Annotated in this window: 15 protein-coding genes; 4 read left to right on the top strand and 11 right to left on the bottom strand. The window is 64.4% G+C overall.

Translation table 11 applies throughout. From position 1 onward, the window contains the following. Positions 1-7 precede the first annotated feature (7 nt). The 3 genes from V6N07_RS13155 (at position 8) to V6N07_RS13145 (ending at position 2,844) form a co-directional block, all read left to right on the top strand. The gene (locus V6N07_RS13155) at positions 8-355 is read left to right on the top strand and encodes a YigZ family protein (RefSeq protein WP_371156757.1); all 348 of its coding nucleotides are present in this window, start codon (positions 8-10) and stop codon (positions 353-355) included. Positions 356-500: 145 nt separating this feature from the next. Further along, positions 501-1,958 (top strand): ABC transporter substrate-binding protein, encoded by a 1,458-nt coding sequence (locus V6N07_RS13150; RefSeq protein WP_371156756.1) that lies wholly within the window; start codon positions 501-503, stop codon positions 1,956-1,958. A 166-nt stretch (positions 1,959-2,124) separates the two neighbouring features. Continuing rightward, positions 2,125-2,844 (top strand): hypothetical protein, encoded by a 720-nt coding sequence (locus tag V6N07_RS13145; RefSeq protein WP_371156755.1) that lies wholly within the window; start codon positions 2,125-2,127, stop codon positions 2,842-2,844. A 24-nt stretch (positions 2,845-2,868) separates the two neighbouring features. On the opposite strand, the gene V6N07_RS13140 is transcribed toward V6N07_RS13145, so the two are convergent. Next, complete coding sequence (locus tag V6N07_RS13140; protein WP_371156754.1) at positions 2,869-3,648, bottom strand: SDR family oxidoreductase; 780 nt, start codon at positions 3,646-3,648, stop codon at positions 2,869-2,871. Positions 3,649-3,801: 153 nt separating this feature from the next. Between V6N07_RS13140 and V6N07_RS13135 the strand changes: the two genes are divergently transcribed. Then, a complete protein-coding gene (locus V6N07_RS13135) occupies positions 3,802-4,785 on the top strand; it encodes a Hint domain-containing protein (protein WP_371156753.1) in 984 nt (327 codons plus the stop codon). A gap of 29 nt (positions 4,786-4,814) precedes the next feature. Here V6N07_RS13135 and V6N07_RS13130 read toward each other — a convergent pair whose 3' ends face one another. The 10 genes from V6N07_RS13130 to V6N07_RS13085 form a co-directional block, all read right to left on the bottom strand. Further along, positions 4,815-5,258 carry a molybdenum cofactor biosynthesis protein MoaE gene (locus V6N07_RS13130; protein ID WP_371156828.1) on the bottom strand — a complete coding sequence of 148 codons (444 nt, stop codon included), beginning with the start codon at positions 5,256-5,258 and terminating at the stop codon, positions 4,815-4,817. Between the two features lie 5 nt (positions 5,259-5,263). After that, complete coding sequence (moaD, locus tag V6N07_RS13125) at positions 5,264-5,509, bottom strand: molybdopterin converting factor subunit 1 (RefSeq protein WP_371156827.1); 246 nt, start codon at positions 5,507-5,509, stop codon at positions 5,264-5,266. Positions 5,510-5,511: 2 nt separating this feature from the next. After that, positions 5,512-6,180 carry a CDP-diacylglycerol--glycerol-3-phosphate 3-phosphatidyltransferase gene (gene pgsA, locus V6N07_RS13120; RefSeq protein WP_371156752.1) on the bottom strand — a complete coding sequence of 223 codons (669 nt, stop codon included), beginning with the start codon at positions 6,178-6,180 and terminating at the stop codon, positions 5,512-5,514. A 63-nt stretch (positions 6,181-6,243) separates the two neighbouring features. Next, on the bottom strand, positions 6,244-8,100 hold the full coding sequence (gene uvrC / locus V6N07_RS13115; RefSeq protein WP_371156751.1) for an excinuclease ABC subunit UvrC: 1,857 nt from the start codon (positions 8,098-8,100) through the stop codon (positions 6,244-6,246). Between the two features lie 320 nt (positions 8,101-8,420). Next, a complete protein-coding gene (locus V6N07_RS13110) occupies positions 8,421-9,191 on the bottom strand; it encodes an SDR family oxidoreductase (RefSeq protein WP_371156750.1) in 771 nt (256 codons plus the stop codon). Continuing rightward, positions 9,188-10,114: a calcium/sodium antiporter gene (locus V6N07_RS13105; protein ID WP_371156749.1), complete on the bottom strand. Its 927-nt coding sequence runs from the start codon at positions 10,112-10,114 to the stop codon at positions 9,188-9,190. Before V6N07_RS13105 ends, V6N07_RS13110 begins: the two co-directional genes overlap by 4 nt. Positions 10,115-10,287: 173 nt before the next feature. After that, positions 10,288-11,121 carry a S49 family peptidase gene (locus V6N07_RS13100; protein ID WP_371156748.1) on the bottom strand — a complete coding sequence of 278 codons (834 nt, stop codon included), beginning with the start codon at positions 11,119-11,121 and terminating at the stop codon, positions 10,288-10,290. A 235-nt stretch (positions 11,122-11,356) separates the two neighbouring features. After that, entirely contained in the window at positions 11,357-12,421 is a 1,065-nt protein-coding gene (locus tag V6N07_RS13095; RefSeq protein WP_371156826.1) for a flagellar basal body P-ring protein FlgI, read from the bottom strand. A gap of 71 nt (positions 12,422-12,492) precedes the next feature. Beyond that, positions 12,493-13,398, bottom strand: a complete 906-nt coding sequence (locus V6N07_RS13090) for a hypothetical protein (RefSeq protein WP_371156747.1) — start codon at positions 13,396-13,398, stop codon at positions 12,493-12,495. A gap of 94 nt (positions 13,399-13,492) precedes the next feature. Further along, positions 13,493-14,938 carry a flagellar basal body protein gene (locus V6N07_RS13085; RefSeq protein ID WP_371156746.1) on the bottom strand — a complete coding sequence of 482 codons (1,446 nt, stop codon included), beginning with the start codon at positions 14,936-14,938 and terminating at the stop codon, positions 13,493-13,495. Positions 14,939-14,943 lie beyond the last annotated feature (5 nt).

Raw genomic sequence — 14,943 nt, 5'->3', positions numbered from 1 at the left:
GACGCGCGTGAAGACCCTGCATCTCGACATCAACGACAAGGGCAGCCGCTATGCCGTCACGGGGGCCCCGGCCCGATCCGCCGACGACGCCCGCGCCGTGGTCAAGACGCTGTGCCGCACGAAGAAGTTCGCCAAGGCAACGCACAACACATGGGCCCTTCTGACCGAAGACGCCCCCCTGAAGGCCGACGACGGAGAGGCCGGCGCAGGCATGGTCATCCTGCGGATGCTGGAGCGGGCGGACCTGCGCGATCACGTCGTGATCGTGACCCGCTGGTATGGCGGCAAGCACCTGGGCGGCGACCGGTTTCGCCACGTACAGACGGCGGTACGCACCTACCTCGAACGCCTTTGACCCCCACGGCGCCGAAAGTGTTCGCTTGAACGGGCACGATCCGGGCCGGTAACCTGAAGGAAGGCGGCCCTGACGGCCCTTTTGGCCGCTTGCCCCCATCCATCGTGCCTGCATAGTCTGATGGCACAACCGGGAGGGAAGACCCATGCTCACACGCGCCGCGATCCTTATCGCCCTGACGACAACCTCGGCCATGGCCCAGCAGACCGACATCACCATCGGCATGCAGCTGGAGCCGCCGAACCTCGACCCGACCGCAGGCGCCGCCGCCGCAATCGACGAGGTCGTTTATGCCAATGTCTTCGAAGGTTTGACGCGGTTCGGCCCGGATGGCTCCGTGCAGCCCGCACTCGCCGCCTCGTGGGACGTATCCGAGGACGGGACCGTCTGGACCTTTGCCCTGAACGAAGGCGTGACCTTCCACGACGGCACCACCATGGATGCCGATGACGTGGTCTTCAGCCTCGATCGCGCGCGCGCCGAGGAATCGACCAACGCGCAAAAGGCGCTGTTCGCCGGAATCGAGAGTGTCGAGGCCGTCGATCCGACCACTGTCCGCATCACGCTGGGCGCGCCGAACGGGAACCTCGGGTTCAACCTTGCGTGGGGGGATGCGGTCATCGTCGCCCCCGAAAGCGCCGAGACCAACGCCACCGCCCCGGTCGGCACCGGCCCCTTCATCATGGAAAACTGGGTGCAGGGCGACCGGGTCGAGCTGTCGGCCTATGCGGACTATTGGGGCGAGGCCCCGGCGCTGACCGGAGCGACGTTCAAGTTCATCTCGGACCCGAACGCGGCCTTTGCGGCGATGATGGCCGGCGACGTCGATGCCTTCCCGAACTTCCCCGCGCCCGAGACCCTGTCGAACTTTGCCGCCGATCCCCGGTTCAGCGTCATCGTCGGGTCGACCGAGGGTGAGACGATCCTTGCGATGAACAACAAGTCGCTGACCGATCCCAAGGTGCGTCAGGCGATCAGCCACGCCATCGACCGGCAGGCGATCATCGACGGTGCGATGTTCGGCTATGGCACGCCGATCGGTACGCATTTCGCGCCGCACAACCCCGACTACGTCGACCTGACGGAGCAATCCGCCTTCGATCCCGACCGCGCCCGCGCCCTGTTGGAGGAGGCAGGCGCCACGGATCTGACCCTGCGCCTGATGCTGCCCCCGCCCAGCTATGCCCGCCGCGGCGGCGAGATCATCGCAAGCCAGTTGCGCGATGTCGGCATCGCGACCGAGATCAGCAATCTGGAATGGGCCCAGTGGCTGGAACAGGTGTTTCGCGGCAAGGATTTCGACCTGACGATCGTCAGCCATACGGAACCGGCCGACATCAACATCTACGCGCGTCCCGACTACTACTTCCAATACGACAACCCGGCGTTCCAGACGCTGATGTCCGATCTGGAAGCCACGGCGAACGCCGAACAGCGGACCACCATCCTGCAGAGCGCACAGCAGATGATCGCGGACGATTACGTCAACGGATACCTGTTCCAGCTGGCCAAGACCGGTGTCGCCGATGCCCGCGTCCAGGGACTTTGGGAAAACGCCCCGACGCAGGCCAATGACCTGACCGGCGTCAGCTGGGCGCAGTAACGCAATCGACCCGAAGGGGGCGGCCTGCCCCCTTCGACCCATGGGTGCGTGGCGCGCAGGCGGGTGGCCCACCCGGCCCCGCCGCTGCCCCACGATGACGGTCTTGCCCCACCCCGTGCGAAAGCCATCGCAATCGCCAACCGACGCCTTATCTTCGCGGTGTGACATGAAAGGCCCCGCCATGCGTTTGCGCGCCATCCTCGTTCTGCTTGCTGCCCTCGCGTTTGCTGCCTCGCCCCTTTTCGTGCCGGGCTTCGGGGGCTACGACCCCACGCAATTCCCCGTGCCGATCGAGGAACCACCGGTGCAACCGGCCGGCTACGCCTTTTCGATCTGGGGCCTGATCTATCTGTGGCTGATCGTCGGTGCGGGATTCGGCCTGTGGAAACGGGCCGAGGAGCCTGCGTGGGATGCCCATCGCCTGCCCCTTCTGGTCAGTCTTGCGGTCGGCGCCATCTGGCTGGCCGTAGCCGTGGCATCACCGATCTGGGCGACCGTCCTGATCTGGGTGATGCTGGGTGGTGCGCTTGTGGCGCTGCTGCGCACGCCGACGTCGGACCGGTATCTTCTGCGCGGTCCCGTCGGGCTCTATGCCGGGTGGCTGACGGCGGCGTCCTGCGTATCGCTGAGCCTCTTGACGGCGGGATGGGGCCTTGCCCCCTTCGGGCCGGACGGATGGGCCATCGCGGCCTTGGCGCTGGGCCTTGTCATCACGTTGGCGATGCTCTGGCGCGTGCCGTCCCCCGCCTATGCCGCCGCCGTCATCTGGGCCTTGGTGGGTGTCGTCGTGCAGAACGGCGCAACGCTTGTCGGTCTGTTCGCCGCGAACGCAGCCGTGATCGTCCTGGCTTTCGCCTATTTCGCCGGTCGTTGGCGGCACAGATAGCGCCGCCAACCACGGGCGTCGCGATCAGATGGTCGCGTTCGTCGCGCCGCCATCCAGCAGGACGTTCTGACCGACCATGAACCCCGCATGGACGGAGCACATGAACGCACAGGTGGCCCCGAATTCCGCAGCCGTGCCATAGCGCCGCGTGGGGATCGTACCTTCGCGCTGTTCGCGCGCCTGTTCGACCGAGATGTTCTGCGCACGGCTGACGTTTCCGTCCAACGCCATGGCGCGGTCGGTGTCATGTATCCCCGGCAGCAGGTTGTTGATCGTCACACCCGACGGCGCGACCTGACGGGCGGTGCCTGCGACATAGCCGGTCAGCCCCGTACGCGCGGCATTCGACAGGCCAAGCGCCGGGATCGGTGCCTTTACCGATTGCGAGGTGATGTTGACCACGCGGCCCCAGCGCCGGTCCATCATCGCGGGCAGACAGGCCTTCATCAACGCGATCGGCGTCAGCATGTTGGCGTCCAGCGCGGCGATGAAATCATCGCGGTCCCAATCGGACCAGACACCGGGGGGCGGGCCGCCTGCGTTGGTCACGAGGATGTCGGGATTGTCCGCTGCGGCCAGCATTTCTGCCTGTCCCTCGGAGGTCGTCACGTCACAGGCCACGGTCGTGACCGACACGCCGTACCGGGCGCGCAGATCGGCAGCGGCCGCCTCCAGCGCCTCGGCGCCGCGCGCGCTCATGATCAGGTCGACGCCAGCCTCCGCCAATGCTTCGGCGCAGCCAAGACCCAACCCCTTTGACGACGCGCAGACCAGTGCGCGCTTTCCCTTGATGCCCAGATCCATTCTGTCCTCCTGCGAATATTCATCCCCCGGTAACACCCCGCGTGGCAGAGTTCAGCGACAATCCGCAGGCGCGCCCATGAACTATCCCCTGACCGTCACCCTGCGGCCCCTTTTTCGCCACGCAGCGCCTGCTAGAACGGGTGCATGATCGACATGCCCAGCCCCCTTTCCAGCCTCAGCCGCTGCACCGTGATTCCGGCAGATGCCCTGTCGGTGGAAACCGGGGCCTTGATGGGGGATGCCATCGGCGACCTGACACAGGTCGTCGCCGGTGATATCTATCAGCTGGATCAGGGCGTCGAGGCGCGGGAACTGGTGCTGACGCAGGCGCGCGGCTCTCTCACCGTTGCCGCCGGCAGTTCGATCGGCGCGCCAGGACAACCCGTACGCCCGCTCGCGCGTCATCAGTTGATGGGCGACCTCGGTGGCACGGTCGAAGTTCTGGTTCTCGACGTTGCCGGTATCCGGCTGGCCCTGCCGCTGGGTCCGTTGTCGGCGCATGATGAATACTGCCTGTTGTCGTCCGATCCTGTCGGAGGGGAGCTTGGCTCCGTCTCCTCCGTCAGCTTCGCGCGCGGCACACGCATCACGATGGCCAGCGGCCTGCAGGTCCCGGTCGAGGATCTGAGCGAAGGTGACCGTATCCTGACACGCGACCACGGCATTCAGGCGGTGCGCTGGACGGGCCGACAGACCGTGCGCGCCGAAGGGTCGAACGCCCCGGTTCTGCTGCAGAAGGGCGCGCTCAACAATGCCGACGACCTCGTGCTATCCCCGGACCACAGGCTTTTCATCTATCAGCGGCGCGATGCCATCGGGGCCGGTCGGGCAGAGGTTCTGGTGCGCGCGCGGCATCTCGTGAACGGTGACACGATCCGGCGGGCAGAGGGCGGGCACGTCGATTATTTCCACCTGCTGTTCGATGCCCATGAGATCATCTATGCCGAGGGCATTCCAACCGAGAGCCTGCTCGTCTCTCCGGACGTGCTGGCCGGGCTGGACGAGGATCTGGCCCTCGACGTGAACCGGCACATGCAGGGACGCGCCCATGTCCCGCACCACGGGATCGAACCGGCCGCCGCAGATCTCGATGGGTTCGATGCGGCTGCCGTGCTGCGCCGCGCGTCCTCGCGCTAGGTCGCTCGATCACCCTCGCGAAGCGGCCTTCAGGCCTGCCATCGCTTCAACGCGGCTTCATCCGTGTCGGCGGCGGCAACCCAGTCTGCGCCCGACGCGGTCACTTCCTTTTTCCAGAAAGGCGCCCGCGACTTGAGGTAGTCCATCAGGAATTGCGCGGCCTCGAACGCCGACGTGCGGTGGCGGGCGGCGGTGGCGACCATCATGATGCGGTCGCCCGGCCGCAATGCCCCGAACCGGTGAATGATCGTCGCACCGCTCAGGTCCCACCGCCCGGATGCCTCCTGCGCCATCTGGCTCAGCGCCTTTTCGGTCATGCCGGGGTAATGTTCGATCATCATGTGGTCGAGGCCATCCGCGACGTCCCGCACACGTCCGGTGAAGGTCACGACCGCCCCGGTGTCCGCCCCCGCTTCCAGCCGTTCCGCCTCTGCACCCAGATCGAAGTCTGCTTCGCTGACGACAACGCGGATCAAGACTAGCCGCCTGTCATCGGGGGAAAGAACGCCACTTCGCGCGCCGCCCCCAAGGGCGTGTCCAGATCCACCAGTTCCTGATCCAGAGCCGCGCGCACCGTTGTCACGTCTGCGAAGGCCGCGTCATACCGGGCGTCTCGCTGGCGCAGTTCGGCGATCAGGTCGGCAATCGTGGCCGCCTCGGTTTCGACCTCTTCGCGGCCTAGCCCGATACGCTCCCGCAGCCAGGCGAAATAGAGCACGCGCAGGGTCACGACGGGCGATCCTTGAGGTAGGGGCGTGCCTTGGTGAAATAGTCCCACCCCGTCATCGCGGTCAGCAAGGCCGCCACCCAAAGGAGGATCGTGCCGACGAGGAAGGTGATCTGCTCGGCCCAGAGAAGCTGAGCAAGGTTCAGATCGTCGGCCACTTCGCCCGACAGGATCGCCTTGACCAGGGCGACATCCATGCCGTGCACCCGTTCCGCGAAATGATGCTCGAACACGCCCGCCGAAAACAGCACGGCGATCGACACCATCTGCGCGGTCGTCTTCCACTTGGCCAATCGGGTCACCGCAAGGGTGGAGGATGTGGCACCGAGGAATTCACGCAACCCCGAAACGAAGACTTCGCGGAACAGGATCACCGTCGCAGGCAGCAGGATCCAAGGATTCATGCCCGAAAATCCGGTAATCACCAATAGCGCGATCACCACCATCGCCTTGTCCGCGATCGGGTCAAGCATCGCGCCAAAGCGGCTTTCCTGGTTCCATTCCCGCGCGATGTAGCCATCGAACCAGTCGGTCACGGCCGCCACGATGAACAGGATCAGCGCGAACCAATCCGCCCAAGGCCGCGCAAAGAACAGGAACATGATCGCAACGCCCGGCGCTGCGAAGAGACGGAGGACCGTCAGGATGTTCGGGATCGTCCATCTCATGGCGTTGGTTTAACGATCTTGGTCAGGGCATTCCATCCCCGTTCATCACCGCCGGCCCCGGCATCATCCCTTTTCGTGGAAATGCTGATGAATTGCCTCGGCGAGGGCATCGCTGATCCCGTCCACCGCCTTCAGGTCGGCAAGGGCCGCGCGTGAAACGGCCTTCGCGCTGCCGAAATGGGTCAGCAGGGCGCGCTTGCGGGTCGCGCCGACACCCGGCACCTCATCGAGGGGATTGGCCACGAAGGCCTTCGCACGTTTGGCCCGGTGTGTGCCGATGGCAAAACGGTGCGCCTCGTCGCGCAGGCGCTGAATGAAGTACAGGACCGGGTCATTGCGCTGCAACGCCATGGGCCGGGCGCCGGTGCGGTGGAACTCCTCCTTGCCGTGGTCGCGATCGACGCCCTTGGCCACGCCGACCATCGGCACGTCTTCCACGTTCAGATCGCGCATGATCTCCCGCACGGCACTGACCTGTCCCGCACCGCCATCGATCAGCAGAAGGTCGGGCCAGAGATCAGATTTCCGGTCCGGATCCTCCTTCAGCAGGCGCTTGAAACGGCGGGTCAGCACCTCCTTCATCATGCCGAAGTCATCGCCCGGCGTAAGCTCCGCATCCTTGATGTTGAACTTGCGATACTGCGACTTCTCGAACCCGTCCGGGCCGGACACGATCATCGCGCCGACCGCGAAACTGCCCTGGATGTGCGAGTTGTCGTAGACCTCGATCCGTTTGGGCGGCGCCGGCAGGTCGAAGGCATCGGCCACGCCTTTCAGCAGGCGACCCTGCGTCGCGCTCTCGGACATCTTGCGGCCAAGGCTTTCGCGCGCGTTGCGAACCGCCCCCTGCACGAGGTCGGCCTTTTCGCCACGCTGCGGAAACAGCAGCTGCACGCGTCGCCCCGCCTTGGCGGACAGGGCCTCGGCCATCAGGTCCATGTCTTCCACCCCATGGGACAGCAGGACCATGCGGGGCGGCTCCTTCCCGTCATAGAACTGTCCGAGGAACGCTTCCGTCACCTCGGCGGGCGACATGTCGGCGGACACACGGGGGTAGAAATCCGAATTGCCCCAGTTCTGGTTCGCACGAATGAAGAAAACCTGAAAACAGGCCTGCCCCCCGTCCATGTGCAGGCCGATCACGTCCGCCTCCGGCACGCCCTGCGGGTTCACGCCCTGAACGGATTGCACATTGGTCAGCGCCTTGATCCGGTCGCGCATCGCAGCGGCGCGCTCGAACTCCATCTCCTCGCTGGCGCGGGTCATCTCGTCGGCCAGCTTGGCCTGGATCTCGGTCGTCTGCCCGCGCAGGAAACGCGCCGCGTCATCCACGGACACGGCGTAATCCTCGGGCGTGATGTAGCCGACGCAGGGCGCGCTGCACCGCTTGATCTGATAGTTCAGGCAAGGCCGGGTGCGCGTCTCAAAATCGCTGTCCGAGCAATTGCGCAGAAGGAACACGCGCTGCAGCTGGTTCAGGACACGGTTGACCGCCCCCGCGCTGGCGAAGGGGCCGAAGTAATCGCCCTTGTCCGCCTTGCGTCCGCGGTGCTTCTTGATCTGCGGAAACGCGTGGTTTCGCGTGACGAGGATGTTCGGAAAGGATTTGTCGTCCCGCAACAGAACATTGTAGCGCGGCTTGAGCTGCTTGATCAGGTTCTGCTCCAGCAGCAGAGCCTCCAGCTCGGTCTCGGTGGTCAGGACCATCATCGACGCCGTTTCCGAGATCATCCGCGCAATCCGCCCGGAATGCCCCTGAAGCCGGGTATAATTGGCCACCCGATTCTTCAGACTGCGCGCCTTGCCGACGTAGAGAACCCGGCTTTCCGCATCCAGCATGCGGTAGACGCCCGGCGATCCGTCAAGGCTTCGCAGGAAACGCTTTATGACCTCTGGTCCTGTTTCGATTTCACCCGTCATGTCTCTTCCGATTCCTTCGCGGGGCTGCCCCGGTCCGCCTGCAAGCGCAAGTCCCCCGCGCTGCACAGCGTGTTCACCCACCTGTGGATAAAGCTGGGAACAGAATTCGCAGCCCCTTTGTTCATATGGCGTTTTTCATCAAACCGTCACAAAGTGGGCTTTCCAGAAAAATCCGCAACATGTTGTTTCCAATGGATTTAAAAAACGACATCACTCGATTGCATCCCTTGCGCGGGCGGGGGAACTTTTGACGACCTGACACCACGGCAGGGTGGACAACTTCTGTGTGGTGTCGGGTGATCCCGGGAATCGGCCTCGACCTATTCCACGCCCAGCACATCCGGTGTCTGCCACGCCAGATGCTGTCCGCCGTCGATGCACAACAGCTGTCCCGTAAGTGCATTCGATTGCAGGATATACCGCAAGGCACCCAGAATATCATCAGGGGCGGCCCCGCGCTGCAGCAATGTGGCCTTGCGCTGGGCCGCGAAATGCTCGGCCGATTGGCGCGTGCCCTGCATCGTCGGGCCGGGTCCGATCGCGTTGACCCGGATGGCGGGCGCCAAGGCCTGTGCCGTGGTCTGCGTCAGCGTCCACAAACCGGCCTTGGCCAAGGTATATGTCATGAATTCCGGCGTCAGCTTGCGCACGCGTTGATCGATCATGTTGACCACGCAGCCCGTCGCCAACGGCAACCCGTCAGAGGCGGCGTCCGGCGCCTGCGCGGCGAAGGCCTGTGTCAGGATGAACGGCGCCCGCAGGTTGGACCCGATATGACGATCCCAGCTGGCGTGCGTGGCCGTGCGGATGTCATCATGCTCGAAGATCGACGCATTGTTGATCAGAACGGTCAGGGGGCCGTCCAATGCCTCTGCGGCGCGCGGAACGAGCGCATCGCAGGCACCAAGATCCAGAAGGTCTGCCTGAAGGCATGCGGCCCGCTGGCCCATCGCTTCGATGCGGTCGGCAACGTCCTGCGCACCCTCCCGGGACGTCGCATAGTGCAGCGCCACATCATAGCCGAGCCGCCCGAGTTCCAACGCCATCGCGGCGCCCAACCGGCCGCCTGCGCCCGTCACCAAGGCCCTCATGTCAGCACCACTGCAAGATAGGCCGCATACAAGCCGAACAGCACCACGCCCCAAAGGCGGGTGATATCACGGCGCAGAAACACGAATGGCACGAGCATCAGCGTCGCACCGACCATGATCCACAGATCGAGCGTCAGGAACGTGCGGTCGACGGGGATTGGCCCGACAAGGACAGCCACACCCATGATGCCGAGCAGGTTGAACAGGTTCGAACCGATGACATTGCCCAATGCCACGTCCGCATGGCGGCGAATGGCCGCCATCACCGTTGTCGCCAGTTCCGGCAGCGACGTGCCGATCGCCACCAGCGTCAGGCCGATGACCGTTTCGCTGACACCATAGGCGCGCGCGATGTTCGTGGCCCCGTTGACCAGCAGGTTCGCCCCAAGCGGCAGGCCGATCAATCCGAGGATCAGGAAAGCCCCCAGCTTCCAGCCCGGCAAGCCGTCTTCGGCGCCCTCGACCTCCACCACCTCGCCCCGGGACGACAGGAAGGTCGCGACCAATATCCCTGCAAGCGCCAGCAGCAGGACGATACCGTGCCACCACACCAATGTGCCGGTGAAACAGAACGCCACGAACAGGACCGTGGCGCCAGCCATGTAAAGGTAATCCCGCCGCGTATCGCATGCCGACGTATGCAGGCAGGCGATTATCGCCGGGATACCAAGAACCATGAGGACATTGGCCGTGTTCGACCCCACGACGTTCCCCAACGCAAGCCCCGGAACGCCATCGAGGATCGCCTTGACGCTGACCAGCAATTCCGGGGCCGACGTGCCGAAGGCAACGACCGTCAGACTGACCACCAGCGCCGGCAAGCCGAGCCGCAAGGCAAGGTTCACGGCACCTTTCACAAGGGCGTCGCCGGCAAAGATCAGGATCACCAGGCCAATTGCGACGCTCAGGAATTCGACGATCATGCCAACGGACCTTTCTTGCAGGGGCACCGCCCCCGACCAACACGCGGCGCGCCACATGCGTGGCACCGAACCGCTTCGCGTTTTCCAATCCGGGGCAAACGCAGCCGACCGAACATGGCAAGGACGGCCATGCCGATCAGGAACAGGGTGACGATCTTAAAGAGCACTGCGCATCAAAGCCCGTATCGGGACCACAGGGCCCGATCCTCGATGGCCGTGGCCATTTCGGACAGGATACCGGGCACGAACCTTTGCAGCAAAGGACGCCTTTGCCGGATATGCCTGAGGTCCAGTTTCTCGCCGTAGAGGCGGCGCAACACAGGCTCCAGATGCCCGATGCCGTCGACCAGACCGACCTCGACGGCCTCGTCCCCGATGAAGACGTCGCCCGTGAACAGGTCACGGTCGGTGGACAGGCGATCGCCCCGGCGGGCCTTCACGTGGTCGATGAAATTCCGGTGGATCCTCGCCTGAATATCCTTCAGACGCGCGATATCCTCGTCCCGTTCCGGGCGAAACGGATCAAGCAGGCTCTTGTCCTCACCGGCGGTGTGAACCCGTCGTTCGATTCCGTATTTCGCGATCAGCTCATGAAACCCGAACCCGGCCGAGATCACCCCGATGCTGCCGGTGATGGAGCTTGCGTCCACATGGATGTCGTCCGCCGCCGCAGCCAGCCAATATCCACCGGAGGCGGCCACATCCTCGACAAAGGCATGGACCGGAATCTTGTGCTCATCGGCGAGACGACGGATGTGCGCTCCGATCAGTGCGGATTGAACGGGCGACCCGCCCGGTGAGTTGATGACCAGGGCCACCGCACTTGGCTTGCCGCGCTGAAAGGCCTGTTCGATCGAGGCCGTGATACCGGCATGCGACAGCGCCCCACGCCCCCCACCGGATGAGATGACGCCCTGCAAGCGCAGAACCGAAATGCGCGTCCGGTTCTTTCGAAGATACGGTATGCGAGAAATAACCATGATCGGCATGTAGAGCCGCCCCGTCATGCGAACAAGGCGAGCCCGGTCTAAAGGTCATGCTGACGTGGCCGTTCCCGTGACAACCGTCGCGGTCCCGCAACAATCCTTGGTCTTCATCCGCGGTCAAAGGTCAGGCAGGCCTCGGCAAAAGCAGGGCCGGGGATCACGACCGTATTCCGAAGACACGGCGCAATCCTGCGGGCGAAAACAGCAGGCGCCCACGGATGCGCGGTCGCCCCCTGCCCCGGCATCACGCCGCCCGTCATCTGACGACGAACTCTGCATGAAGGGCACCGGCTGCCTTTATGCTCTTGAGGATGTCGATCATGTCCCGGGCCGAAACGCCGAGCGCATTCAACCCCGCAATCACATCCGACAGGCTCGTCCCCCCAGAAACAAGGGCCAGCCCCGGCCCTTCCTCCTCTTCCACGTCGACGGCCGTGCGCGGGACGACCACCGTCTGCCCTGTCGCGAAGGGGTTTGGCTGAACGACGATCGGAGCCTCCTGAATTCGCAGTGTCAGATTGTTCTGAGAAACGGCCACCTGCGAGATGCGAACGTCGTCCCCCATCACGATCGTCCCGGACGCCTGATCGACGACGACCCGGGCCTTCTGCTGCGGCTCGACCGTGACGTTCTCGATCCGGCTGATCGCATGGGCCGGGGACCGCTGCCCGGCGTGGGACAAATCGAGCAGGATCGTACCGGCATCCAGCATCAGGGCCACACCCCGCCCCATGCGCCGATTGATGGCCTGCTCGACACGGGACGCGGTGGTAAAATCGGGTTCCCGCAGCGCGAGCCGTATCTGGGTCATCTGCGAAAAATCGAAATCGACCTCGCGTTCCACCCGTGCGCCGGCCGGGATGACCCCCGATGTCGGAACGCCCTGGACAACCTCTGCGCCGTCCCCACGGGCCGCGATGCCACCCGCGACGATGGTGCCCTGCGCCACGGCGTAAATCTCACCGTCTGCCGCCGTCAGGGGCGTCATGACGAGGGTGCCGCCCAGAAGGCTGTCTGCATCCCCAATGGCGGAAACCGTGACATCGATGCGGCCACCGCTGCGCGAGAACGCAGGGAGCGAAGCCGTCACGATAACGGACGCGACATTGCGGGGACGAAACTGCTCTCCGGTGACGTTGACGCCCAAACGCTCCAGAATATTGGTCATGATTTCTTCGGTATAGGGCGCATTCCGCAACCCGTCGCCCGTTCCGTCGAGGCCGACGACGAGGCCATAGCCCACAAGATCGTTGCCCCGCACCCCGTCGAATTCCACGAGGTCCTTTATCCGAATGGATTGCCCATGGGCGGCAGTCACCATGAGGAACACGCCGCATAGAATGGAAATCAGGGCACGGGAATGTCCGGCCACGGCGGCGCCCCCGACAGTCCTCATAGATAGTCCGTCAGGCGCAGTTGGGCCTGACGCGCCGTGATGGCATAGAGTGTTTCGAGCCGGCTCATTTCGTCTTGCAACCGGGTTGCCACATCGAAAGGATCGACACCGACGGCCTCCGAAATTGCTACTTCGGCATCTTGCAATCCTGTTTCTGCGGCATCGTATCGTGTTGCAATGCGTGCTTCCTGAACTCCGATCCGTCCTTGCAGCAGTGGAAGATTCGCACCGACCTGCGCGGATCGTTCCTGCAGAACCATCATTGCGGCACCGCGATCCCCTGCCCTCATGTCAAAGCCCGCGTCCGACAGCCCCGCGACAAGCACAGCCTGTTTGAACGCATCCCGCACCTCCGACGATTTCGCGTCCACCGCAAACGAGACGCTTTGCCCTTCACCGGCCGGAAAACGGATCGGGGCCGCGTCGAATCCGGTCACGCGCGTCGTCTCGAAGGTTCCTGCGCTGGCGAAGTAACTATCGACCGCATTCACATAGCTGTCGAAGTCCGCGGCACCCCTCGCGAGCAGGCCGACATCGTCAAGGACATCGGCAACTGAGGCGAGCGGCGGGGTCTCGGATCCATTGGCAAAGATTGCGCGTCCTGCAATTGTATGCCGAAGCGCTGCTCCGATGTCCTCTGCCGCCCCACGCGCGGTCGCCGCGGCCTGTTGCACGCCATCGTTTCCGGCGGCGGCCAGACTTGCCGGCAGTGCCTGCGCCACACGCTGACCCGCCTGGCCGATGGTTTCGAGAGAGGTCTGCAGCGCGTCCCCCCAGGTCTTGGCCTGTCCAAGGGATTCTCGGACGGACTGCAGGTTGTGCATGCGATGCGACAAGTGGGAAAGCTCCGAAAAGTCGCTGGACAAGGCGCGGCTAGTGTCCGCACTGCGTCCGCTGGCCAATTCCTGGGACAGGATATCCACGCGGTCCCGCGTCGAACTGGCCGTATCGCGCATGGTATGAAACGGAAGGGAAAGCCCGGCTGCAAGTGTCATGTCAAATCTCCGTCAATCTATCCATCATCTGCCCGACCGCCTGAATGAGGCGCGCATTTGCGGCATAGGCCTGTTCGACCTCCAGCAAGCTGCGCATCTCCTCATCGATGTCGACAGCACCACCATCACGCAGATCGACGAGCGTCGTCTCTTGCGCGCGGCTCCGATCGAGCACCTCGTCGGCCGTGACGCGGTCAAGCGAGACGGCCGAACGCAGCCGGGCGCCGAGGCCGGCGATATCATGGCTCCCGTCGCCCAGACTCGACGAAACCGGAACAGCGACCGTGCCGAGAGCTTCGGAAAAGCGAAAGAGCTGTTCCTGGTTCGAGGTGGATCCGGGCGTCACCGCGCCCAACCCGTCGCGAAGATGCCAATGGCCGGACGGCTGATCGGGCGTGACGCGCGCGTTGACAGCAATACGACTACTCAAGCCGACGAAATCCCCGTCATCCACCCGCGCGCCGGCATCCGTGAACAGGCCCGCAGTCGCACCGGCGAGGCTGGGGTCGACAGAAGGGTCCTGAAAGCGCGCACCCAGTTCGACCGCGACGGCATCGAGCCGTGCCATCGCGGTGGTCGCGCCTTCGTCGCGCAAAGTGAACAACCCGCCTAGCCCACCACCGGCCAGACCGTCGCCCACCGCACCGGCGCCGACATTGCGCCCGTTGACCGTCAGCCCGGACAGGTCGTCAGGGTAAGTCTGATGCGGCTGGATCAAGGTTCGCGGCTGATACCCGATTTCGGCCGCGCCACCATCGAGCAGGACGACCCCGCCCTGCGACACGAGTGCGATACCGCCATTGTCGCGCGGCAACTGCCGCAGCGGGATATCGGTCGCTATGCGATCGACGATCGATTGCCGTTGGTCCAGAAGGTTCGAGGGATCGACACCCGTGGCGCGCATGCGGGCAATGTCCCCATTCAGAGAGGCCACCGAAGACAGGTCGTCATTGAGGCGATCCACCGTGTCCCCGACCGCACCTTCGGTCGCCTGCCGGTCTGTCGTCACGAGATCGCCGAGACTGTTGAGCTTGTCGGCCAGATCTTGCGCGCTTTGCGACACGACGGCCAACCGGGTTGCCGACGTGGGATCTGCCGCCGCCGCGGTGAAGGACGCGTCAAGACGGGCCAGCAGTTCCTGCAAGCTGCCAGATTGATCGGGGTCGCCGATCGCCGCCTCGAAGCGCGTGTGAAATGCCTGTCCGACCGAAGCTTCGGCGGTTTTGGCCTGCGCATCCCTGCGCATGCCCTGAAGCGTCGGATCCACATCCCTGACGACGCTTGTCCGCCCGGCCGGCACACCCGTCGTCGTGCCCGAAGTCACGAGCTGCCGTCGCGCATAGCCGGGCGTGTCGGCGTTGGCGACGTTCGAAGCTATGATCTCTGCCCGTCGGGACGAAAGACCAAGTCCGGTCAGGGCATTGTTGAGAGATGCGGACAGGCTCATGCTGA

The organism is Jannaschia sp. 2305UL9-9, from assembly GCF_041403465.1.
Taxonomy (GTDB): Bacteria; Pseudomonadota; Alphaproteobacteria; order Rhodobacterales; family Rhodobacteraceae; genus Jannaschia.
Note: the sequence above shows the minus strand (reverse complement) of the source record. Positions and strands in the feature narration are given on the sequence as shown.

Coding starts and splice junctions, on each gene's coding strand:
- V6N07_RS13100 (WP_371156748.1), bottom strand. CDS start 11,121: ATGACGGGGCGGCTCTACATGCCGATCATGGTTATTTCTCGCATACCG.
- V6N07_RS13150 (WP_371156756.1), top strand. CDS start 501: ATGCTCACACGCGCCGCGATCCTTATCGCCCTGACGACAACCTCGGCC.
- pgsA (WP_371156752.1), bottom strand. CDS start 6,180: ATGAGATGGACGATCCCGAACATCCTGACGGTCCTCCGTCTCTTCGCA.
- V6N07_RS13145 (WP_371156755.1), top strand. CDS start 2,125: ATGAAAGGCCCCGCCATGCGTTTGCGCGCCATCCTCGTTCTGCTTGCT.
- V6N07_RS13095 (WP_371156826.1), bottom strand. CDS start 12,421: ATGGTGACTGCCGCCCATGGGCAATCCATTCGGATAAAGGACCTCGTG.
- V6N07_RS13110 (WP_371156750.1), bottom strand. CDS start 9,191: ATGAGGGCCTTGGTGACGGGCGCAGGCGGCCGGTTGGGCGCCGCGATG.
- V6N07_RS13135 (WP_371156753.1), top strand. CDS start 3,802: ATGCCCAGCCCCCTTTCCAGCCTCAGCCGCTGCACCGTGATTCCGGCA.
- V6N07_RS13085 (WP_371156746.1), bottom strand. CDS start 14,938: ATGAGCCTGTCCGCATCTCTCAACAATGCCCTGACCGGACTTGGTCTT.
- V6N07_RS13140 (WP_371156754.1), bottom strand. CDS start 3,648: ATGGATCTGGGCATCAAGGGAAAGCGCGCACTGGTCTGCGCGTCGTCA.
- uvrC (WP_371156751.1), bottom strand. CDS start 8,100: ATGACGGGTGAAATCGAAACAGGACCAGAGGTCATAAAGCGTTTCCTG.
- V6N07_RS13105 (WP_371156749.1), bottom strand. CDS start 10,114: ATGATCGTCGAATTCCTGAGCGTCGCAATTGGCCTGGTGATCCTGATC.